This window comes from Alteromonas sp. MmMcT2-2, from assembly GCF_022348305.1.
In the GTDB taxonomy this organism is placed as follows: domain Bacteria; phylum Pseudomonadota; class Gammaproteobacteria; order Enterobacterales; family Alteromonadaceae; genus Alteromonas; species Alteromonas macleodii.
Genome location: NZ_JAKRFA010000010.1, coordinates 42437 through 65997 on the forward strand (window position 1 = coordinate 42437; position 23561 = coordinate 65997).

Here is a 23561-nt window from a genome sequence, read left to right on the forward strand (position 1 = left end):
TTACTATGTTGCTTATTTACTATATTCGATTTAACAGAAGAAAAACATTGTTTTGAGTGAAACCATCCCATCGTCCGAGATTATCGTTAAGTCTCATAAAGTAAATTCCACGGCACAACTTCTCCTTTTAGAAAATAAGTGGACCACACTTTTTAATCGTGCTGATAGTGCATTCTTCTTGAGTTGGCGTTGGATAGCCAGTTTTGCTCACAATGCATTGGATAGTGGCTATACACTCTACCTCACCGAGGCTGTGCATTGCGATGAAACAGTTGGTCTAGGCCTTTTTGTTAAAACACAAGAAACCCGAAATATTCTATTTCGCTATACACAATTGTATCTTCACAAAACTGGTGATGACGCACTGGATAAGAGTTGGATAGAGTACAACGATTTTGTGCTTGATGCGCGTGCCCCAAAGGCTATTCGCGCGGCAATGTGGTCTTTTGTCATCTCTCATTTCCCTGACGTTGACGAGTTTATTTTAGGTGTTAGCGAAAAAGACGTGTGCGATGAAACAGGTGCAATCCTCAAAGATTTCTGGGTAAGAGACTATCTTCATTCAGTTGGATACAAGCTGCCAATAAGTGCTGACGGCGATACCAAGTACAAAAGTGCACAAACACGCTCTCAAATTAGAAGAAGTAATAAATTAATTGAGCAAATGGGTTTTGCTTTTACCGTTTCCAGAGATACTAAAGATTATTTGTCTGCACTTACTAAATTGCAGCCAATGCATAAAAACACGTGGCAAGAAGAAAGCGGATTTTGCACCGGCACTTTTGTAAAACATATGGAATTACTAGCGCAATACAACGACAGCACGGCACTGATTAGTGCCGAATTGTCAGATGTAAACAATGTTGTTGCAGTACTGATTGGATTTGTGCACAAAGATACGTTTTATTACTACTTATCAGCCAACGAGACTAGTAACAATAACAAGATCAAATATGGCCTCAGTCTTCATCACTTTGTGATTCATTGGTGCTCCCAACAGGACTTAAAGTATTACGATTTTTTGGCGGGAGATTACCGCTACAAACGTTCATTTACTGACAATACACTTCAGTTCAGCTACTTATTCTTTCAACGCCCCTCTTTGAAGACGAAACTTGAACATTGGTTAAGAGGAATAAAAAAAAGGCTATTCTCTAAGGAATAGCCTTTACAATATGTGGCCCGATTATTTTCGTAATTGGTATTGGCAGCTTTTGCCATACTTTTATTGCCAAACCAAAGCTTTCGTTATCAGGAGACAAGTCGGGAAGATCTTTCCCTTTTGGTACATAGTGGTACCAATAACACTGCTTTGGCTGTGCCCCCCACTGCTTTTTAAACTTGTAGGTACCCGCATCAACTGTCGAGCGCCCAAAATCAAACTGCTTAAAGCCAGTTTCAATGGCATAAGAGAGAATTTGCCAATACAAATACATGTTTACTGAAATTCTGTTGGCATAGCGCACAGTACTTGCCCACGGAATTTCTAATCGATCTTTGTAATGCATTAAAAAGCCTGTAGATACCGGCTTTCCTTCCCAATACACAACGCAGATTTTTGTATTTTCAGAAAATATTTCAAATATGCTCTCGAACAATTTTTTGCTGTAAACGGGTGTACCTAAGTCTCGCATGTTGATGCAGAACACTTCGTAAAAATCATCAATTAATTCTTTCCCACCAATTTTGTGGCTTACACCTTCTCGAATTGGCCGTTTAATTTGAGAGCGACGTTTCGAACCAATCGATTTACCTAGCGCATCTTGTGACTCTGGTAAATCTAAAATCATATTAACTTTGTGCGTAGCAACTGGGAATGCCTCTGGCATACATTCAGAAGAGCAACGATACTGAACATGCGACACGTTAAGTTTATCTGCAATGTCTGTCGACGCGTTAACCAGCGCCGAGGCTATCTCTTTGCTATCAGCTAAAACGCCTCCGTAATTAAAATACGGCATAGACACCAAAAAGTTCCCAAACACTAAACTCTTTAAATTGACAAGAGGCAAAACACCTACAATTTTCCCACTAGAGTCTTGTGCCTTTAGATAACGAGGAGTTTGACCTAAAGTCTTTCGAATAAGCCCAGCCCAATCGGCTTTGTGATAAAGCGTCCCTTCTGGATGTCTATCAACGTAGCTATCCCACGCCGCTGCATCACTGTCTGAAAATTCACTCACAACATAAGATGCATTGTTTCCATCAATCATTTTGTGCTTCACCAATAATTCTTATTCTGTCCATTACAATTTGTTTTTCATGGATTTGAGGTAAATAGGGCGCTGATGTAATGTGTGCTTTTGCTCTAGACATATACCACAAATTGCCTTCAACAAACTCGTTTGGGTTATTAAAATCCCCAACAAATACGTTACCACTTATAATACGTTCATCTTCCAAACGACTTCGCACCAATACATTTGCTTGCCTGCGGTCAAAGAAAATCAAGTTATCCTTAATTACTATTTTATTAATCTCAAACTCTTGTTTGACTTTCTTTTCCAACCCATAGGCAATGAGTTGGCTATTGGAAGAGTTGTTACCCTGCTGAAGTATACTGTCGCGAACTATAAGCTCGCCGTAATTTGCCATATCAATTAAACGGCTATCTACCCCATCAAGGGCAGCTATGATGCTATTTTCAACAACAACCTTCTTTGAGCGAGACTTAATTCCCGACCCCTGCATTTTGGTACTCAAAATGGAAGAGTAGCGAAAATGCAATTCATCAGCTTTGATATACAACGCATGAGCGTAACCATTGCGGTTGCCAAGCCTTTCAAACCGAGAATATGACACCTCGACTTTTCCTGCATCACCGGCGGTCATAATGCCCGATTCACAATCATGAACATGTATATCACGCGCAACAAGGTTAGCCCCTTCAAAACGGATGCATGCGCCATTACCCGCGGGGGCTGTAATATTCGCGCACTCTACTGACTCTACCTCTACGTTATCACCGGTAAGAACCAGGGCCGCTTTGCCATCGGCCAATGCACCGTCAAAAATAACACCTGGTTCACCTAAAATAGCAATATTACTCGCCTTGATGTATGCGCCTTCGGTGTATACGCCAGCCTGTAGGTAAACTCGACTGCCATCTTTTATGCTAGAGATTGCACTTTTCAATGATGCGAATGGCTTACCGTCCACAAGCACCCCATTCGCCGACGCATTCAAAGCCAACACTGACAAAGCAATAAAAATCAAAGCCTTAAGTTGCAGCTTGCAAGGTAAAAAAAACATACCTTTCGCTAATGCTAAATACAAAAAGCCCTTTTTGGCGAATTCCATTATCCTAGTTCCTTGCTAGATTATCTGCTTTTTGACTTCCCATTATTCTGCCCTACCTTTTGCTATAATTACAGCCAATAATGCGCAGACTATACACTTATCAATTCACTTCAATTCGTTCACCATGTATTCTGGTTGCAATATTTGATTGAAGGTACGCACCATAACATAAGCTGCCTAACTAGAATTAACTCGGGAAGGGAAATATATGCTTTCTGTTGTATTAAAAGCAGTGGATGCCGTTAATAAGATAAAGCTTAAAAGTAACCCTCTCCCAGTGTTGTATTTTCATAGAGTACTCCCCACTGCCACTGCGTTCTGCCCGGACGATTGGCACCTTGATAGTTTTCAATTATTAATTAGAAAGCTGAGTAAGCACTTTACCTTGATGTCACTAGAAGATGCATTGCAGTGCCTAGAAAATAATACACTTCCTAGTAACGCCCTGTGCCTTACGTTTGATGACGGGTATCAGGATAATTATGAATTAGCTGCGCCTGTTATCGAGTCTGTAGGAGGCAAAGCCAGCTTTTTTGTTTCAACACAAGGTACTGAACGTGGTTACCTATGGAACGACGAATTGTTGGAAATAGTAAAGTGCACTAAAGCAAAGAGTTTAGTGTTTAATGGCAAGCATTTTAACCTTGATACAGAAGAGCAAAAAGCCGCCGCTTACTTATCTCTTGTCGGTCAGTTAAAAGTACTGCCCAATAGCACACGAGACAGCCACCTAATAGAATTACAACAAACTCTTGGGAAGGCAGAAACGTCACGGTGCATGATGACAGGATCTCAACTGGTTGATTTACAAAACAGAGGTCATTGCATTGGCGCCCATACACACACCCATAGTATCTTGGCTTATCAGGCAGACGATGTTGCTTTCAACGAAATAGAGCGCTCTGTGATGTTTCTTAACAACATACTCCCAAAAAATGTAACGTGTTTCGCCTATCCAAATGGTTGGTTTGGTCGAGATTTTAACGAACAACATGAAGAGATGTTGCGGCAAAGCGGTGTAGCGAATGGTTTTGCCACAAATGACGGCGGCATTACGTTAAATAGCCCTAAAACAAGACTTCCCAGATTTATGCCTCACAGAAAAGAGCTCAATCAGTTTTGTATTTCAATAAAAAAAATAGCAGGAGAGAAACTCAGTGACTAATCAAGGCAAAACACTTTTAATGATAGCCTTTGAGTTTCCCCCTAGTAATGGCGCGTCGGTGCCTAGAATAGAGAGCTTCTATCGTTACTTGAAACAATGGGGGTGGAAAGTTGTTGTATTGACGGCCTCGCCAAAGGCCTATCAACGCATTGACAATAGCTATCAAGACGCTAAAGAGGACTTAATCTACCGAGCGATGGCACTTGATGTTCCAAGGCATCTATCAATAAAAGGGAAATACCTATCTTCAATGGAAACGCCTGACAGATGGGGATTAACGTGGATCCCGTGTGCACTTGTCAAAGGCAAAAAGCTGTTAAAGCAATACAAACCCGATGTAGTTTGGTCGTCATCACCTATTCCCAGCACGCACTATATCGCTCAGAAATTATCTTCTGAAGGAAATATTCCTTGGGTTGCGGATTATAGAGACCCATTTCATTACATGAATGGTTCTGCAGGCAAACGCCTTGATAAACTGCATAGAAAAATAGACTCACAAACATTAAAGAAAGCCAGTAAGCTTACATTCGCTACCCAACAAGTGCGTGACTTGTATTGCAAAGAGTATGGCGAACTAGTGAGTGAAAAAAGCATAGTAATTGAGAATGGCTTTGATGAAAGCAACTTTAAAAAGTTAGCCGAATTACCTGCTATGGAATCTCCATTTTCACCTAACAAGTTTAGTTTGTACTATTCCGGCGTACTGTACGCCCATGGTAGAGACCCTAAGCCAATCTTCAGTGCTCTTGCATTGTTGCAACGTGAAGGAAAGATCAACGAAGAAAACTTTGAACTTATATTTCAAGGAGCTGGTGATGGCCAAGACTTTCATCATGCGCTTAATGAGTTAGGTATAGTAAACCTTGTCAAATTTATTCCTCCCGTTCCTTTCATTAACGCTTTGTCTAATATGATGCAGTGTAGTGCACTTTTACTTATACAGGACGAAAGGTTTAACAAGCAAATCCCCGGTAAACTCTACGAATACTTAAGAACACAAAAGCCACTTCTAGTTAAGTCACCTACAGGTAGTGCCACGCAAACTTTAGCCGCGAATCACGCTGGTGTAGTAAGTTGCTATTCTGAATCTGAATCAAAATCCGCACTCTTGGCTATCATTGAACAGAAACAAGGAAAAATAAATAGAGACCTTAGAAAACACAGTCGAGAGCAGAAAGCAAAAGAAATGAACCACTTATTATTAACTCTGTAAATTTTGAGAATAAAGGCTCATAACTTTCTATTTTTAAACACACCCAATGAAACTTGTTCATAAAACACTCATTACTACAATTATAGCTACTTTGTTGTTAGGTATTTTCTGGAGTAGTTGTATGAAGAGCCTATTGAGTGTTTTTACCGCTGTTACAGTAAGTACAGCCCCCGTTATTAACGCAGAACCAGATGTATTTATGTCGTTCGATTTCCAGAACGGTGAATTAGAGCGCGGCTTTGACGATTGGTATTATTCGGATAAGGGAGAAAACCCCTGTGGAGTTTACGCTGGTGAAACGCGTTCAAAATTATGCGGACCAGAAAATTCTAAGTTATACCTTCTTTATAACTCGTACAATAACGACCACATGGGCTGGTTACGGTATGGTTTTATAGATTCTTCAACGAACGTTAGCGTAAACGGTAATGCACTTAAACTGCAGACTACGGGCGGCGCTTATCGAGTTAGCGATGATCTTGTGGACTTTAGAGGTATTAACACACGTTCAAAATCTGATATGCCAAGCCATCAGCTCTCACCAGACGAACTCGGCATTGGCGAATCACCAAACTATCTTGGCAAGATGAGCCTTTATATCAAAGGAGACAACAGCTATAGCCGCTTTCCTCAGTTACAAGGCAAGAACAGATTTAGTATTTGGGTACTACTCCCTAGTGAAAATTTTGATTTGTCAAATTTTTCAAGGGCACATCTATCTAGCACAGATAGCAGAGTGTCGTGGTATCCCTTTATAGGTAGAAGTACTGGAGGCCATTATTATCACAGGTCAGCAAATGTTCCGATGGGGGGGTGGACAAAGATCCAATTCGACGCCCATCCAACACATTATAACGGCGGTTCAAATAATCAATACAGCGCATTTAGCAGTGGTGGCTACGAGTACCCTGGAGATGGCATATCGTACTTTAATAACATTGCTACCATGTCATTGGTTTTCAAAGGAGCAAACGCTCAACCTAGATTTCAAAATTTTTATTTAGACGAATTCACAACTGACTATGTGCCATATCAGAATGAAGAAACGATCAATAATCTTGGAGTAGGCTTTAGCCCAAAAACCAAACAATTCGACATTAGTTTTGAAGACAAGTACCGGTGTCTTGATTGTGACGCCAAATACGAAGTTAAGTACTCGTTTTCACCTATAGACAATCATAATTATCAAGATGCATTTACTCCTGAATTCACCGTTAACTTTAATCGGAGTAGGTCAAATAATCACGGTTTAATTCATAAGCCAAACAAAGGTTATAACTTGTTGTGGGCAGCGATTGATATAAAAGAGGAGCACAAATCGTTACTAACTCCATTCAAAAAAATATATTTTGCAGTAAAAGACCTATCTGATCGAAGTAACATCAATACACAGGAAATTGACGAACAACTAGTTAATGTACCAGGGATTGGTAATATCAAAAATGTGGACCTAATAAAAACAATAGACTATAAAATTATTCCAGTTCGTTTTCCTCTGAGTTTAACAACAGACACAATAAATCGAATGACGACAGGGCAACATTTCGAACAGCAACTAACAGGTTTCGGAGGAGAGGAACCATACTCTTTTAGCGCCTCTTCGTTACCAAATGGAATTTCGATATCTGCATCAGGTAGGCTTCACGGAATCCCTAGCATCGCCCAAAATTATGAAACAAATGTTGAAGTAAAAGATGCTTTAGGAAACTCTTATTCACAAATATACAATGTTGAAGTAGTGGAACCTGAGTCATTTTTTATTTCTAACTGCTCTGTAGTGGTAGACTTTAAGGAAAGCCAAGATAATTCAATCATATACGACAATCGCTTCACTACAATTTTTAAAGACAGGTACACAGATTTCACCGCTGAAGGAACGACAATTAAAATAGGGGCAAACAAGAATTACGATTATCAAGGAATTCGAGGACCTGGATTCGCATTATATCCCGGGGATAGTATTCGATTAATCTGGAAGAATGCATCTACTGAATCCATTACATTTGCACCTAGAGTGTCATTCATTGATGAGGATAGAGTTTCATCAATAGATACTGCTGGCTGGTTAACTGCAAGCGAAATTACAGTTAGACCAGCTGAATCTGCAGCTAGCACTTTACAAATTAATGAAGTAGTTTCAAGTGAGTTTATTAATGTAAATGTGAATTATTCTCACAATAGCAAATTAATACTAGACAGAATTGAATTAGTTGAATCGTCTAACACTTCTGGAGGTGTGTGCTCGAGAGGCTTTTCAGAAGATGTGAACGTAACTATGTTGGTCGTAGATTTTAAAGATTCGGTGAATAGTAGTATCAAACCCATGACAGAATTATCCGAGATTATTAAAGACAGATATACAGGAATCATAGGCGAAGGAAGTGGCACCGAGATAGGCGAAAACGGTACCTACAACTTCCAAGGCATCACTGGAAGTGGTCAGAAAGTCTTATCTGGAGATAAAATTAAACTGACGTGGATTAATGTTTCCGACGAATACGTCGATATGTCACCAAGACTTAGTTTTGATGAAACGGGTAGATATAAAACTTCTAGTTCCAAATGGCATCAGCTTCCGACAATTAATATACCAAGCTATGAAACAGTAACATCAGTTTATGAATTCACCGAAAGTAACGCTGGCCTCATTAAGATAATTAATGTGAATAACAACTTGAATAAGCACGGCACAATACTTCTTGATAAAATCGAATTAGTTACAAAGAACCCAAGGTTTGGGTTTGTAACAAGCGATGAATTACGACTAGTTTCAGGTGAAAAAATAAACGCAAAAATAAAAATCAATAACCTTTCACTCCTAAAATACATTTCTAATTACTCTGAACTTCCGCGTGGAGTCTACCTTGATTTAGATGGCACTTTAAGTGGCGAGCCTGCTGAACCTGGAAATTATCAAGTAAACTTAGTTGCAGAATCTATTTTAGGTCATATGGCGTACCAAACGTTAAACATCAACATTATTGAACCAGAAAATTTTGTTACAGAAAGCTGTAAAGTGCTAGTTGACTTTAATGACGGGCAGGAAGGATGGAGAAACTTAAGCGACGAACTATCACATATAGAAACAGATATATACACAGACTTTCATATAAATGGAATGTCTACAACTATAGGAACAAATAAGAACTACAATTACCAGCTTTTAAGGGGCTTAATCCAAATTCCAAACACGGATTCTGAGCTAAGAACCATCTGGTTTAATCACTCCCAAGAGACCATAACCTTTTCGCCAAGAGTTAGTTTTATCAAGGAGGGGAGATTCTCAAATCTTGACCATGAGAACACTTGGCTGCATATGAGTGAAATCACTGTTCCCCCAGGAAGCCACGCGGTATCTTCAATAAACCTAAGTTCTTATGAAGGCATAGAAATTTCTACAATTAACATTAATGTCAATCATGAAAGTCAGCGAACTCTTACACTTAATCGAGTTGAGGTGCAAAGTGTAGCCCTGGGCAACAGCCAAACATGCCCAGGAGTATAAGTAACAATATGCGAGACAGACTGGAACTATTTTCCTCTGTCTCGCCACACAATCCTGAGTATACTCACTTAAATTTTGAGATTACATCCTATTAACTTAGTTTCTAAACGACTTCCCTTATGTGTTGGGATCTTCATTATATGTACAATCCTGGAAGAGTAACGGTATGAAACTAACAGGTGCTACGTATAAGCTATATGGTATACATAGTATGCGAGCCTAGAAATGAGGTCTCAGGGCAACGTTGATATCGAAAATTTGCAACTCGCGCAATGTGCATCAAGTTTAGTCATCAACGTTTGACAAAGCCTCTCCACCTCATAATTTAACTTAGTACCACTTTCTTTTTTTATAGAACTTTTTGAAAATGTCTTTGAAAAATCATAGTCTAAAAGGTCTACTTTTAGTTTGTCAGATAGCTTTGAAAAATGTTTCTCTGGTTCAAACATGAGGTTTTCATATTTCCACAGGACCACATCTTCACGCTTTTCCAACCCTTGATAGAAAAATAGTGAGTTTCTTACAAACCAAAACAGACAAGCACAATCCAATTCCGTGAGTGAATCCGAATAAACTGCCTTTACAGTTTCAACTAATTCTTTAGGAACGTTTTGTGAGCGCCAATTATTCTCATCACGATCGAGAATAGGTTGCAAATTTCCTCGGCCAGATGTTTTTGGAAACTTTTTAAGGTCAGAGAGTGCCACATCGAGATAATTCCGATATAACCAAACAGCAGTAATATTCTCAAGCGTGTCCAATAGACTAATGGCATTCTGACTCTCGACCAAGGGCTTCATGACTATTAGAGGAGCTTTGACTTTACCTAGCGTCACTTTCACATCTGATAAAGCGTTTAATCTTATGTTATTCGGGCATTCTGATGATAGCGAACTAAATTCTCCAAAAGTACGAGTGTAGGTAAAAGAGTCGAGTACTCTGGATAGTAATGTTGTGCCTGACCTTTGACACCCTAGTATCGCGACGATTCTTGACGACGAGTTAGTGGCATATCTAATTTGCTGATAGAACGGCTTAATATATTTTGAAATTTTTGTTGTGGAATCTGTAACTTTACTTTTCATTTTGTGTTTTACTCATCAAATGTCTGTTTTGCACACCAATCCCACGTGTACTTTCCAAATACTTCAGCACGTTGCTGCCTATCATTTTCCTTAGCTAAAAGCTGTAATAGGGCATCTCTCATATTGCGGCTGTCGTCTACGTCAACCAAAACACCCAAACCTTTTTCGCTCTCCATAATATCAGGCGCACTGCCAACCTTGGTGCTTACCGCAGAACAACCACAAGCCAATGCTTCTGTAAGCACATTAGGGCTCCCTTCCCCTCTACTTGATAAGCAAAAAACATCTGCTGCATTGTACCAGTCGACTAGTGTTTCGTTAGGAACGGCACCTACAAAATGCACGAAGTTTTCTAGCTCTTTTTCCCTTACCAGTTTTTTCAACTCACTTCTGTAATCGCCTTCAGGCCCTTCTGAACCTAATATGTAGAAGTGAAACAGCTTTTCTTTCGATTCAATTTCAGCCATGGCCTTAATGACAACATCAAAGCCCTTTCGATGAATAAGCGATCCTACGCCAAGCACAATTCTATGCTCTTTCGGTAGCTTTAAAAGTGCTCTACTCTCTTCAATAGGCTTGTAGAAAAACATCTCGGTGTCTACGCCATTTCGAATTACCGTGACCTTTTCCGGGCTCGCCCCCATTGATATCGCTTGATTAGCCATCTCGGTACTAAGCGAAATAATACTACCAACTTTATTTAAGTACTGTGCTACAGACGCCTGACGTACGTCACCATCTTGAATATGAAAGGCTTCCATCCCTCTAAGTGTTACTCTATACGGTACACCAAAGCGGTTACTCAAATAGTCACCTGTTGGAAGGTCAGGAAAAGTCCAATGCAAGTCAATCAAATCAAAATCAAAGCCGATTTCGTTAATCACCTTCTTCACCGCGCTGCGATAGGTAGGAATTTCAATCCCTTTTACATATCCTGGAATTGACAGATACCTGGGGTGATATATGGTCAGATTACCACGCTGGGTCTTAGCAGGAATATTCCGTAGGTGTTTAAACTTATCAATAAAGGAATGCAACGGTGACCAAGGTATAGGGTTAATAACCGTGACATCGGCATACTTAGCCATGGCATTTAAGCGATTATACACAAATATACCGTGATTAGGTTTTTCCGAATTTGGAAACAAATAACTGATAGCGAGTATTTTTTTTCTTTCTTCTATATTCAATGCGCGATAACCGTTTTAACTAAATATGTGAACAATAGGCGATGATCGACAAACTCAATCTATGCCTCTTGCGATCTTTAACTAGCCCTATAGATTTTTTTATCAAAAGCTTGCTCAATATTGCAGTGCTTTTCTAAGTTCTTCTGCCATCGATGTACTCGAGTAAGACTGAGTTTGTATTACGTTTAAGTGACTTTTATCAAAATACATGACCTTCCCATCAACATAAGGAGAACATTTCTCTCGACATAACCACTCATTAATTGAAACAAAAAACATCTGAGGGTTACGCTCGGTGAACTCTCTCAACATGTTGTTGATGGAGTCTACTTTTTTCGTATCTGCAACGTAGTCACACTTGAGCCAAGGATAAGTGATCGCTTTGGCAAGACAGTTTCTATCAAAATTATCAAACACAGGAACATTGCCCAACACAACAATCTTATGTCTTTCGCTTAGCGTAGTTAATGCTTCAAAAAAATGAATGAAGTAATCGTCATTCTTTTCTATGTAATAATGAAAAGCTGACGAGATAATAACTGTGTCGTATTGTTCCAGTGCACTTCTCACTAGCTCTATAGAACTAAGACAGTCACCAAGTCGTTTAGCTGTTACAAATTTCTCTACCCCAGCGAAAATTGGAGGACATGCTGCGTGAGAAATATTTCTAAAGCTCCACTTTTGCTTATTCGCGATGCTTTCTAAGACTCCGATGTACTGTGCTGCATTGGAATCTCCCCACAACAAAACCTTTGGCGTGTTTCCTTTACCTAACACACAGTTATCATCTGCTAAATGACCTTGCTCTAAACGCCAATATTGGCATACATGTTTGTAAGAATTTGGGGGTTTCGCATTATTTTGATTTTCTACAAACTGACTTTTGTATTGTTCACTGAAATACCTTACACCAAAGCCATCTGAATAAATCACACTAGCGCTAATAAGAGATACGAAAAAAATCGGAGCAACAGCTTGCCTTAACAAAAGTTGTCGAAATGGCAAGCTCTTATGTCTGAATTTTTCTTCCACAAATCGCCAATTTAGATGGGCTAATAAGAATATTAGAAAAAATAAAACTAACTGTATCAGTAGACTAGGTTCACCGTAGCCATACCGGAAAAATGCTAATAGCGGCCAATGCACAAGGTATGCAGAAAAAGAAATTTTACCTACCCATAGCAGTACATGGTTACTTAGCAACTTTGCCAAATGCGAGTTATTGTTGAAGCCGCTCCAAATGAAACCTGCGGCAGCCAAAGTGGGCAGTAAATATAAAAAGCCTGGGAATGTATGCTCTTTATAAATAAATAAAACGGAAATAAGTAGCGCGATACATGATACAGGAAATACCCAACTCGCCTTTTTTGGTTTTTCAAGAAAACCGTAATGTAAGAGCGCAGCTAGTCCACCACCAACTAATAGCTCACCCGCTCGAGTGGGTAGCATGTAATAAACGAAAGAGTGACGTGATGCAATTAACCACTCTGCTATCCCTGCGGATATTAAAACAGTAAGCACTAACATCAACATAAATGCCGAAGCACTTAGCCTTCTGTAAAACAGCACGATAACTAAAGGCCATACAAAATAAAACTGCTCCTCAACTCCCAATGACCAATAGTGCAACAATGGTACGGTATAGCTACTAGAGGCAAAGTAACTAGTATCGTCAAACTTCCAAAAATAAACGTTGGGCAGGGAAAGCGATGACCAAATGGCGGAGGATGCTACATCGACCGCGTCATCTGGCAAGTATATGAATTGCGTTATGAGAACCGTACACCCAATTACTGACAGTGCAGCTGGCAAGATTCGTTTAATCCGCCTACTGTAGAAATTTTGAAATGAAAAACGATTCTCACTTACTGCTTTTAATATTTGCGCAGTGATCAAATAGCCCGAAATAACAAAAAATATATCAACGCCAACAAAACCACCTTCCAGATAATTGTGATTAACATGAAAAATGATCACAGCAAGCACAGCAAATGCACGCAATGCATCAATATGTGGGTGATAAGTTGTCTTACTCATGTTAGCTAGCTATTTTTTCTCAGCCACTCTTCTAACACCACCAATTGCCACAAGGTTTTATGATGGTCATACTTATCGGCATTGTGTTCCTCAATCAGCTGCGCAATACGCTCCTTTTTAAAGAACTTGTGAACTCGAGTGTCTTCAGCCAATAGTAGATTGGTTGCATACTCTCTGAGCTCATTTTGAAACATTAACTTTAACGGTGTAGGGAAGCCCATTTTCTTACGGTAAATGATGTCATTAGGCAAAATACCTTCCATCATTTTCTTCAATGGATATTTACCTTCACCTTTATTGATTTTGTGTTTAGAAGGAATGCTAGCGGCAAACTCTACAAGTCTGTAGTCCAAAAACGGAACACGAAGTTCAACCGATGTAGCCATGCTCATTCTATCAGCTTTAATCAACAAGTCGTCCACTAACCACGTCTTCGTATCGAAATAAAGCATCTTACTTAGTTGGTCGTTGTCTTTTGTTTTATCAAACAACTTTGCTGAAAAGGCACCATGGCCAGTTTCTGTTTTAGCTTTTTCTAGCTCTACTTTAAAATCAGGACGGTACAAAGCCTCCTTTTGCGCATCGGGGTATGTCGACATACCTTTGTAACGCTTTTCTATTGGTTGCGTTGCCATATTTAAGTATTTAGATACCTTGTGACTTTTACCCAATACTTTATTAGCCATTCCTGCAAAAAGGTCTGTGCCTTTTTGACCAACAACACCGCGGTACTTTTCTAACACATTCATATACTGATACAGGTCGTAACCAGCAAATATTTCGTCAGAACCTTCACCTGAAAGCGCAACGGTCACTTTTTCCTTTGCCAATTTTGAAACAAAAAACAGGGAAATAGCGGCAGCCTCGGTAACAGGCTCATCCATTAAGTGAATATATTCAGGAATAAAGTCGGCAAACTGTTGAGGAGTAATCTTTAACTCATGATGATCAGTACCAAACTTGTCTGCCACCATTCTGGCGTACTGTGTTTCATCAAAGTTCTTACCAAAATCGTAGGCTATCGAAAACGTTTTTAATGGCTCTTTAACTTTGTCCGCAAGCAGCCCAACTACTGCACTTGAATCAATGCCACCACTTAAGAAAATACCGAGCGGCACATCACTTCTTAACCGCAAATCGATAGCACTTTCAAGTAACCGTTTACTCTCATTTAAGTAATAATCGAAACCTTTGTCTTCGTCATTGTTAAATGTTAAATCCCACCATTGTGTGATTTTCATTTCGCGACCTTTCACAATGGCGTAGTGCCCTGGCATTAGTCGGTTAATGCCTTTGTGCAAGGTTTTTTCACCAGGTATGTATCCAAAGCTCATGTAGTCATCGATGAGTTCGACATTAAGGTCTGGAAGCGCGCTTAACCCTTTTAGTATTGCTTTGGTTTCAGAGGCGAAGATAAGCTCATGCTCATCTTGATAGTAATAAACAGGTTTAATGCCCAAACGGTCTCGGGCTAAAAATAGGGTCTCGGTTTCATTATCGTATATAGCAATGGCGAACATACCATTGAAGCGATTTAAGCAATCTTCGCCCCACTCAATGTACGCACTTAAAATAACTTCAGTATCAGTGCCCGTTTCAAACGTATAACCTTTTTTCTGAAGTTCGGCCCTAATTTCAATGTAATTATACACTTCGCCGTTATACGAAATAACGAAACGACCATTCTCTTCTACCCTAGGTTGATGGCCAGCGGGCGTCGGATCTAATATGCTTAAACGCAAATGAGCAAGACCACAGTGCGAATTATTGGAAATCCAAATTCCGTTGCTGTCTGGACCACGATACGGCATTGTGTCTCGCATTGAGGCAAGTCGTTGTTCATCAACCGTATTAGTTAAGTTTAGCGTTCCTAATATCCCGCACATTTACAAAAACCTTTATATAATTCTATTAAAGCCACTAATTAGGTGACTATAGCTTCTCAATTTATACCTATGCAAAAGCATCGCTAGTGAAAGGTTACCTTTATCAAACTTGTTATAAAAAGGAGAACGTTTGATACTATCATAAACCTTTCTATCATCTTCAACCGAATCAAACTTTACCTTTTTGCCCCATTGGTATTTGAGATCATCGTCTATTTTTAGCGGACATGGAACGTGCCCAGGATAGGTTTGCCACGGCGTACTTCTCGCTTCAACCGGAAACAAACTGAACCAGTCACTATACAATCGGTGGTACAATAGAGACTCTGGTGGAACAGAATATAATAGGTCTAAAAAATTACTATCGAAAAAAGGGATAACTAAATCAACGTTATGGTCAAGCATTGTTTCGAAGTGGTTATCTAAATGCCTTTTTTGATCATTCTCGACTAGGAAGTTGTAAAATCCCCTTCCACCAAACCCTTTCGAGAAGCTAGTCTTCATTGAGTCGAGCAACTTCTCATCGTTAAGCTCTTTCTCTTTGAAAAAGGTAACAGGTGAGGATATTTTTTGGTTTTGGAGAAAGGTGCTTAAGGCTCGGTCAATATTGTCTTGGTTGATTGCTGTCTGTATCTCTTCTGTGATATATGTCGCACCAAGGCACACACTACCACCGTCACCCGACCAAACTCGCTCCATATGATTAGCTTTTTGCCCTCTCATGGTATTGAGAGAATTACGAATTAACTTAGACCAATTCGGAAAATGAAGTTTTTCAAGAATTTCTTCTGAGTGGTTTAAACCAAGCTTATTAGCTAGTTGAAGAGCAAATTCATTATCTTGAGAATGATATGTGCCATAGTTGAACGAATTAACCTGCACTCTGTGTTTTTTAAGTTGCGCAGCAATAGCTCTTGAGTCTAGACCACCACTTAAAAAACAAGTTGGCTCATTCTCGCTCAGCCGTATACTGATCGCATCTTCGAAAGTAGCTAGCAACTCATTAACTGTTACATCGGTGTTAATCGATATTGTTGAACGGTCCCAGTACTGGGTCAACTCGACCGCACCGGCATTTACTTCCAAGCACTGTGCGACATCTAAACGTTTCACGTTTTGGTAGACTGTTTTGTCTCCTAGGGCATATCCAAGAGACATTGTTTCCATCAATGCATCTGAGTCCGCATCAAAAGGCTCTTCTAGGAGATTCACAACCTCACTAAGCAAAGAAGAAAAAAAGATGTAATCTGAAGTTATCGAGTAATATAAGGGTCGAATGGCTGTTTTATCCGTAAACAGTAAAAATCGCTCTTTGTTTTCTAACAGTGCATAACCACAAAAGTTCCCTCTGGATTTTTTCAAGTACTTGATTAACGCTTCTTTACCATTCGAAAGTTGAGAGAAAAGATTTTTCTCTTCATTAGAAATTGTGCGAGGAACAATCATGTCGCCCGCTACAAAGGCACAACATTTTTGGCTATCAATAGCACGCTCATCTGAGCTGTAAGTGATCGTAAGTAAATTACTTGAAACACGCTTTATAGTAGCCTCTCTAAATTTAAGTAGTTTTGAGTTCTTTATCCTATCAAGCACATTATTGTCAAAATCACCTAAAGAGCGTTTATATACCCCTGTAAAAAAACTCATTTTTTGGTTTCCTGTAAATTGATTTTAAACTAATTTTTATCTAATTACGTGCTGGTGCGTCTTTATGCGGAATTCAGAGAAAACTTATATCTAATAACAAAAAGTACAGCAACCTGTCGCTACCAAGCAGAATAAAAGTCAAAGAGCTACTAGTTCCCAGAGGCCTATTTCCTTTAGGAAATTTATGATAATTACGACATTCATAACTTTCCCAACGCAAATTATTCACAATCATCTGTGAGAATTTTTGTAAAAACTAATTTTTTACAGTCTCTTAACCCGCAACTCATTAAACCCTAAATTAAAAGCTACGCTTTAAAATAAATCGAAGCAAACATAATTACAGCGTCCATAAACAGAAGCTAAACAACGAGCTCGATAAAATCGCAGTCGATTAAATTCCTAGGAACTGCAATCGACAATTGAAGTTAATTTTTCTTAGCGCAACTCAATAACACCATGAATATCGTTGGCGCTATGCCAACGATAGGTGGCTCGAGAAATCTCTAACCAGCGCAAAAAATTAAACTTTGAGAACCCAATAGTATTGTTATAATCAAGCTTGAATATTGTTGTTTTATAGATCACCACTGCAACTAAATAATACTTCTTATCCAAAATAGAATTAAAGACCTAAAACAGCTTGTAGCTTTCTTCTCCCTAGAAACTCCTTATGGTTATTGAATAAATTACGATTTTATGTGTCACGCCCTTTCGAATGAAACAAATTAGCAAGTCTGAAAGCAAGTGGTTGAAATAACCTTTGTAAATCTTTTACTTCCCTTACCTCCCTATAAATATACGCAATCATTAAAGTAGTAGCCCCATAGAGCACTGCTATCAAAGAAGTCTTTATAACAAGGGTGTACAAACTTGGACTTCCGTTTATGTAATTGTTAACGATCCAAAGTGCTAAGCAAGATGACACAAATGGAAAAAATGACAAACCTAAAGCACGAAATGGCAAAAATCTGCTAACAAAATAAAGAGAGCTAACTAGGATAAGTAGAGAAAAAAAGAGCGATACACTCCGAATCATAACTACATCAGTTAGAATAATATTATTGAGAATTACAAACGGAACTAGGTGCAAAAACAACGCTACGACATCAACCCAAAAAGTAATCTTCACTTTTTGCCGAGACACTAGGGCATGCGCGAATATAGGAGCCAAGCATGCAAAGTACATTAGAGGAACAAATGTTTTAAATATGTCTGCCACATGCACCCATTGTTCACCGAGGAGTGTTAAAATGATAGAATCTGCGGCTACAAGCATTACCGCGGCAATAGGAAACGCAAGAATATTTACAAAAAATATGGAGAAACTTATTTTATAGTTAAAAAGCTCATGATTTTTCTGAGATTGGGCCAGTGCAGGCAAAAGCGGCACTAACGCTTTATTTAAAAGATCATAAGCAGGCATCATGGCAATATCTCGTGCCAGATAGAAACCTCCAATCGTTGCGGAGTCAAACATCTTTGTTACAAACACTTGATCTAAATTTGATTTCGAATATCCAATCATACCCTTAAAAAACAGCCACTTTGAAAAATCCCATTGGTTTGAAATGTTTTTCAAAGAGAACTTAGGTCTGTAACGGTGCATCGTATATGAGCCAATAAGCAAAACAAATGATGAAACCAGATCACCAATTACAATTGCCCAAAAACTTTTAAATCTGAGAGCAACAATAATAACAGCTGATACAGAAACAATTTTAGCGATAAGCTCTAACTTGAAAAGCGCAGCATAGTTTAATTCTTTTTGATGTAAGATAAATCCAGGATTCATTGCGGCTTTAGCCAACAATGTTGTTGAAAGTAATAAAAGTGCGGAATGCACTGCCTCCATATCAAAAAACTTACAAATTACCCCTGACAACACAAATAAAGTACAAAAAAAAGCACCTTTCATTAACAAGTCTAATGAAAATGCCGTGTTTAAATCATCTGAGGAGACATCAGCTTTGCTCAAAATGTACTGTTGAGTTCCCGTAATTGACATTACATTGAAAAAATTCACTGTTAGAGCAAGAAACGCAACTTTTCCAAAATCTTCTGGCATGAGCAACCTTGCCAAAACTAAAGTGCTAATCAATCCTGCACTTTTTTGAAAAAAGCTTCCAAATACCATAAAAGTAGAGCTTTTTAATACACTATGAGATAGACCCACTAACACCTCTATTGACAAAATAATTCGAAGCTCATAAATCTCTGCCAATGGGTTTATTGGTTTTATATAAAATCCCACTAGTGCAAGCAATAAGAGCAAAGAACCATATACTTATTTCTAAGACTTTACTATTGGAAAATTGACTTGCAGTCATGAGGCCAAGCAAACCACTGCACCCTCCCAAAAGTATGAGGCGAACATTTAAAAGCCCTTCACTATTATTTTTAACTTCTTTAACCCTCATAAATGATTTAAAAACTAATAGGAAATATAGGAAGGCTCCTATCGCTCCGTGGTCTACCAAGAAGCTCATCGTGATGTTGTGAGAAGCTCGTCGCCCACCTATTTCGGTATCGGTCATATATTCGTCAGGAACATAAAATGGGCTAAGCAACAAAGTTCCCCTATGACCGTACCCCAAAAGAGGGTAGTCCTTGAACATTTTCCATTGAGATTCAATAATTACAAATCTTGAATACGCGCTCTTATCTATCTGCTCAGCATCAGTTGCTTTTACAACCTTGTTAACTCGTTCAATGATTAATGGTCCAACGAGCATAATCCCTGCGATACCGCCTATCAAAGCCCACTGAAAGATTAAGCCCCTCTTCTGCTTCGGTGAATAGTAGACGAAGCATAAACCCGCAATAATTAGTCCGACAATACCTCCACGGCTCCCCGACATGAAAAGCAGATTCGCTGCTAATGCCAAAGGTATAAAAATAAAAAAACGCTTTTTGTAATTGGTGACTACCAATGAAGATGAAATAATAATTATCGGTATCAAATGAATTGCTAATAAATTCCCATCCTCTATTCCTGGTAACCCCGCAGCCTCAAAGCGCCCTCTTGTATGAGTTTGTAATGCCGTTAACCCAATATATGCCGCACCAATACAATTTGCAGCTATGAGGGCGATGAGTTTTTTTTCTGAGTCTACGAGCGTGGTAATCAGAAAAAAAACTATTATTAGTTTGAAAAGCAAAATCACGTAATCTATGTGCACTTCTGAAAAAGTAACGATAGGTATTTGTATACACGTATAAGCAAAAAACAATAACAAAATCTTGGATTCTTTGAACTTCAACCAAGCACTTTTGTTTTTTGCGTGCATTAACGTACTTAACAGAGTCACAACAGCAACGATTAGGGTCCAACGCATTTCGGGTAGAAAGCTACCCCAGTATTTACCGGGAGGGTGCATGTAAAACACGAAAAAATAAAGCAACAACCCCACAAAAGGTCGCTTAAGCGCAACAAGACACCCAACTGAAAATACAGCTAAAAAACCCAGTGCTGTTATAGGCATTAGTGCTTACTACCTATTAAAGTTTTCGCCAAATCAACAACTTTTCGTGCATTCTCTTGCCACACAAACTGCTTATCTAATACACTTTGCTTAACCGCTCGGCGTTTGCAGTCTAAAACTCTGTATGACGTGATTGCAGTAGTAAGCGCTTTTTTGAAGTCAGCCTTGTCGCCTTTTTCGAAGAAGAGCGCTGTATCAGCACTAAGTATTTCCTGAATATTCGAAGTTTTCGGTGCCACTATTAAAGCACCAACGGCCATATACTCGAACATTTTCAAAGGTGATGCATAAGCGGTCACATCAGGCTGTAACGCAATGTCGAATTCTTTTACAAAGTCCAATACTTTATCGCGTGTAACTAGACCTTTGAACTCCACTTTTTCCGAAATACCTAGCGTTTCAGCTTGCTGCCGTAAGTCAGGTAAAATATTCCCATCACCCACACAAATTAAGCGCAGCGGAAGTTCCTTGTGTTCTGCAATTGCCTCTAAAGCTTTGTCCATTCCGTGCCATGGGTGAATAAAACCTGTAAATCCAATAACAATTTCTTGTTTATTTACGTTGATGTCATGTTGCATCATTTCGTCAATAAACTGCTGTCTTACACCATTGTGAATAACCGTTATTCTTGACTCTGGAATATTGGCCTCTCGTATGTAGTCAGCCAAAACATCAGTAACAGGCAAGCAATGTGTGGCGCCTCTCCATGTAAAGTCTTCTATCTTTTTGGCAAAACCTTGTAGCGCCAAACCACTATATTTTGCGCGTTCTTCAGCAAGAGGGGCATTAATTTCTAGTAGCAAAGGAATATTGAATAACTTTGCTGCTAGCACTCCTGCTGGTTGATAAAGGTTGTAACGCTCATAAATAACTTCGGGCTTAAACTTTAAAATAGCAACCACAAGCTTGATGAACACCCATGCGCTGTAGCTTAGCTCAAGGATTTCATACAATGCTTTGGGTAATGCTTTTTTGAGTTTGCTTACAAAACCGCCATCACCACCAAAGTCCGCATTTTCGTTTACTTGTGGCGCAACAAAATGAAGTTCGTGCCCTTGTTCTAAAAGTGCATTTGTGAGCTCTTCAACATGAACATACTGCCCATCTTTCGATGCAATTCTATGGTGATACAATATTTTCACTTATTTGTGTTCCAAAGTGTTTTTCTAAAAATGCGTTAAAAATAAGAAGTGACCAAATAGTCATTCCATGCTCGTGACCACGCTCGTGATGTTCATCTAGCAGTATGCTTATACCCTCTAGCGAAAATAGACCGGTTTGCGCCAAAGCCCCTTCTGAAAGCTTGCTTTTCAAACTCTCTTTAGGAATCTGTCGAAGCCACTCATCAATGGGTGATGAGAACCCCATTTTTTTTCGCTTGGTTACGAACGGCGGAAGCAAGTGCTTGAAGCCATTGAGCAATAGTCTCTTGGTTTGGCCCCACGATAAATTGAGCGATGGAGATGCAGCCAGCGTACACTCTACCAGATGGTGGTCTAAATAGGGTACGCGCACTTCAAGCGAGTTTTTCATGCTTGCACGGTCTACTTTGGTAAGAATGCCACCTGCAAGATAGGTTTTAAAATCAATAAGCTGAATTGCTTTAAGGCTGTTAGTGCATCTGCATTTTTTGGCTATATCGTTAAATAGGCTCAAACTGCTGTAACCTTTTAATTGCGCTTTTAACTTCGCAGAGTAAAGTCGTGACAATTCGTTTTGATGTGTAATTGAAATCGCATTGTGGTAGCTACCAATGGCACTACCAGCTAAAGCACTTAACGTAGTTTTACCACGCAAAAACTTTGGTGCAGTTTTAAAATTTGGATAGAGTTTCGCTAATGTACCAAACATTTTTCTGCGCACACCGCCTGGCAAGCACTTACGAATTTTTTCCTCAACCCACAGCATTTTATGGTTACGATATCCATAGAGCAGCTCATCTGCTCCATCGCCAGATAGTGCGACTTTCACGTGCTGTGCTGCGACACCTGACAGTATAAAAGTTGGAATAGCTGAGTTATCAGCAAACGGCTCATCATAAATATCAACTAGCTTTTCCATAAAGGTTAAGTCATTAATTGAAACACTGGTGTTTAAGTGTTTAAAGCCCAACTGCTTGGCTAACTGTTTTGCATAAAAAGATTCGTCGTACTTCGATAAATCGAAACCAATTGAGAATGTATTGATGGGTACTTTAGAGTGCTTTTGCATTACAGCGGAGATAACCGAAGAGTCAATTCCACCTGAGAGGAAACTGCCTAGCGGAACGTCAGCTACCATACGTAGCGTAATCGCCTCTTCCGTCAGCCGAGCGAATTCTTCACCTATGTCTTGCTCGCGGGTAATTTCATCAGAAACAAAATTTTCAATTTCCCAGTAACATTCCGGAGTTACATCACGCGTTGGGTCACTTAAATCTATTGAAATAACATGTGCTGGCGGTAATTTGAATACATCTTTGAAGATGGTTTTAGGGTCGGCCACATAGCCTAGCGAGAAAAAATCTTCTATGGCACAGGGGTTCAATTGTTTTTCAATATCTGGATGCGCAGTAATGGCTTTAAGTTCAGACGCAAATAATAAGTCTCCTTGCGTCGTTTTTGCCCAGTGTAATGGTTTAATTCCTAAACGGTCTCTGGCTACAAATATTTTGTTTTGAGGCTTATCGTAAATGATAAATGCAAACATACCTCGCAGTTTCTGAACCGCAGATGCTCCCCATTCTTTCCAAGCAAATAACAAAACTTCCGAATCGCACTGCGAAGCAAAAACGTGGCCTAAACTCTCTAGCTCAATTTTTAATTGCTTAAAATTATAAATTTCTCCGTTGTAACTTAATATAACACCATCACTTTCAAGGGGTTGCTTGCCATTTTCAACATCTAGAATTGATAATCGCTTATGTCCCAATCCCACACTGCCATCAATATAGAATCCTTCACCATCAGGGCCTCTATGGTGAAGAGTTTCAGTCATTGAACGCAAAGTAGACTCGTCAACTTTTCCGTTAGTTGTCGCTTTTACCCAAGCTACTACGCCACACAC

The 23561-nt window shown here is 39.3% G+C and carries 15 protein-coding genes; 4 read left to right on the plus strand and 11 right to left on the minus strand.

All coding sequences use genetic code 11. The features are described from left to right. The first annotated feature begins 52 nt into the window (after positions 1-52). Complete coding sequence (locus MHM99_RS08285; RefSeq protein ID WP_239218894.1) at positions 53-1165, plus strand: GNAT family N-acetyltransferase; 1113 nt, start codon at positions 53-55, stop codon at positions 1163-1165. Here MHM99_RS08285 and MHM99_RS08290 read toward each other — a convergent pair. Both MHM99_RS08290 and MHM99_RS08295 read right to left on the minus strand, forming a co-directional pair. Further along, on the minus strand, positions 1155-2213 hold the full coding sequence (locus MHM99_RS08290; protein ID WP_239218896.1) for a FemAB family XrtA/PEP-CTERM system-associated protein: 1059 nt from the start codon (positions 2211-2213) through the stop codon (positions 1155-1157). The genes MHM99_RS08285 and MHM99_RS08290 overlap by 11 nt on opposite strands. Beyond that, positions 2206-3300, minus strand: a complete 1095-nt coding sequence (locus MHM99_RS08295) for a hypothetical protein (RefSeq protein ID WP_239218898.1) — start codon at positions 3298-3300, stop codon at positions 2206-2208. The genes MHM99_RS08290 and MHM99_RS08295 overlap by 8 nt, the downstream gene beginning before the upstream one ends. 208 nt (positions 3301-3508) lie before the next feature. On the opposite strand from MHM99_RS08295, the gene MHM99_RS08300 reads away from it, so the two are divergent. The 3 genes from MHM99_RS08300 to MHM99_RS08310 all read left to right on the plus strand — a co-directional run bounded on the left by MHM99_RS08300 (position 3509) and on the right by MHM99_RS08310 (position 9186). Further along, the gene (locus MHM99_RS08300) at positions 3509-4465 is read left to right on the plus strand and encodes a polysaccharide deacetylase family protein (RefSeq protein WP_239218900.1); all 957 of its coding nucleotides are present in this window, start codon (positions 3509-3511) and stop codon (positions 4463-4465) included. After that, entirely contained in the window at positions 4458-5681 is a 1224-nt protein-coding gene (locus MHM99_RS08305; RefSeq protein WP_239218902.1) for a glycosyltransferase, read from the plus strand. The genes MHM99_RS08300 and MHM99_RS08305 overlap by 8 nt, the downstream gene beginning before the upstream one ends. A 121-nt stretch (positions 5682-5802) precedes the next feature. Further along, positions 5803-9186, plus strand: coding sequence for a putative Ig domain-containing protein (locus tag MHM99_RS08310; protein ID WP_239218904.1), 3384 nt, complete (start codon positions 5803-5805; stop codon positions 9184-9186). Between the two features lie 233 nt (positions 9187-9419). Here the strand turns inward: MHM99_RS08310 and MHM99_RS08315 are convergent, their stop codons facing one another. The 9 genes from MHM99_RS08315 to asnB (MHM99_RS08355) all read right to left on the minus strand — a co-directional run bounded on the left by MHM99_RS08315 (position 9420) and on the right by asnB (MHM99_RS08355) (position 23561). Next, positions 9420-10271, minus strand: coding sequence for a sulfotransferase domain-containing protein (locus tag MHM99_RS08315; protein WP_239218906.1), 852 nt, complete (start codon positions 10269-10271; stop codon positions 9420-9422). 8 nt (positions 10272-10279) lie between these two features. Further along, positions 10280-11380 (minus strand): glycosyltransferase, encoded by a 1101-nt coding sequence (locus MHM99_RS08320; RefSeq protein ID WP_239218908.1) that lies wholly within the window; start codon positions 11378-11380, stop codon positions 10280-10282. Between the two features lie 195 nt (positions 11381-11575). Further along, positions 11576-13498 carry an acyltransferase family protein gene (locus tag MHM99_RS08325; RefSeq protein ID WP_239218910.1) on the minus strand — a complete coding sequence of 641 codons (1923 nt, stop codon included), beginning with the start codon at positions 13496-13498 and terminating at the stop codon, positions 11576-11578. Positions 13499-13503: 5 nt separating this feature from the next. Continuing rightward, the gene (gene asnB / locus MHM99_RS08330; RefSeq protein ID WP_239218912.1) at positions 13504-15384 is read right to left on the minus strand and encodes an asparagine synthase (glutamine-hydrolyzing); all 1881 of its coding nucleotides are present in this window, start codon (positions 15382-15384) and stop codon (positions 13504-13506) included. Positions 15385-15396: 12 nt separating this feature from the next. Beyond that, complete coding sequence (locus tag MHM99_RS08335) at positions 15397-17031, minus strand: asparagine synthetase B family protein (protein ID WP_239218914.1); 1635 nt, start codon at positions 17029-17031, stop codon at positions 15397-15399. Positions 17032-17728: 697 nt separating this feature from the next. Beyond that, positions 17729-19207 carry an oligosaccharide flippase family protein gene (locus MHM99_RS08340; RefSeq protein ID WP_239218916.1) on the minus strand — a complete coding sequence of 493 codons (1479 nt, stop codon included), beginning with the start codon at positions 19205-19207 and terminating at the stop codon, positions 17729-17731. 31 nt (positions 19208-19238) lie between these two features. Further along, a complete protein-coding gene (locus MHM99_RS08345; protein ID WP_239218918.1) occupies positions 19239-20516 on the minus strand; it encodes an O-antigen ligase family protein in 1278 nt (425 codons plus the stop codon). Next, on the minus strand, positions 20516-21658 hold the full coding sequence (locus MHM99_RS08350) for a glycosyltransferase (protein WP_239218920.1): 1143 nt from the start codon (positions 21656-21658) through the stop codon (positions 20516-20518). Before MHM99_RS08350 ends, MHM99_RS08345 begins: the two co-directional genes overlap by 1 nt. Beyond that, a complete protein-coding gene (gene asnB, locus MHM99_RS08355; RefSeq protein WP_239218922.1) occupies positions 21636-23561 on the minus strand; it encodes an asparagine synthase (glutamine-hydrolyzing) in 1926 nt (641 codons plus the stop codon). The genes MHM99_RS08350 and asnB (MHM99_RS08355) overlap by 23 nt, the downstream gene beginning before the upstream one ends.

Bases quoted from the DNA above. Each gene is read 5' to 3' on its own strand.
- MHM99_RS08290 (WP_239218896.1), bottom strand. From the start codon at position 2,213: ATGATTGATGGAAACAATGCATCTTATGTTGTGAGTGAATTTTCAGAC.
- MHM99_RS08295 (WP_239218898.1), bottom strand. From the start codon at position 3,300: ATGGAATTCGCCAAAAAGGGCTTTTTGTATTTAGCATTAGCGAAAGGT.
- MHM99_RS08300 (WP_239218900.1), top strand. From the start codon at position 3,509: ATGCTTTCTGTTGTATTAAAAGCAGTGGATGCCGTTAATAAGATAAAG.
- MHM99_RS08310 (WP_239218904.1), top strand. From the start codon at position 5,803: ATGAAGAGCCTATTGAGTGTTTTTACCGCTGTTACAGTAAGTACAGCC.
- MHM99_RS08315 (WP_239218906.1), bottom strand. From the start codon at position 10,271: ATGAAAAGTAAAGTTACAGATTCCACAACAAAAATTTCAAAATATATT.
- MHM99_RS08325 (WP_239218910.1), bottom strand. From the start codon at position 13,498: ATGAGTAAGACAACTTATCACCCACATATTGATGCATTGCGTGCATTT.
- asnB (WP_239218912.1), bottom strand. From the start codon at position 15,384: ATGTGCGGGATATTAGGAACGCTAAACTTAACTAATACGGTTGATGAA.
- MHM99_RS08335 (WP_239218914.1), bottom strand. From the start codon at position 17,031: ATGAGTTTTTTTACAGGGGTATATAAACGCTCTTTAGGTGATTTTGAC.
- MHM99_RS08345 (WP_239218918.1), bottom strand. From the start codon at position 20,516: ATGCCTATAACAGCACTGGGTTTTTTAGCTGTATTTTCAGTTGGGTGT.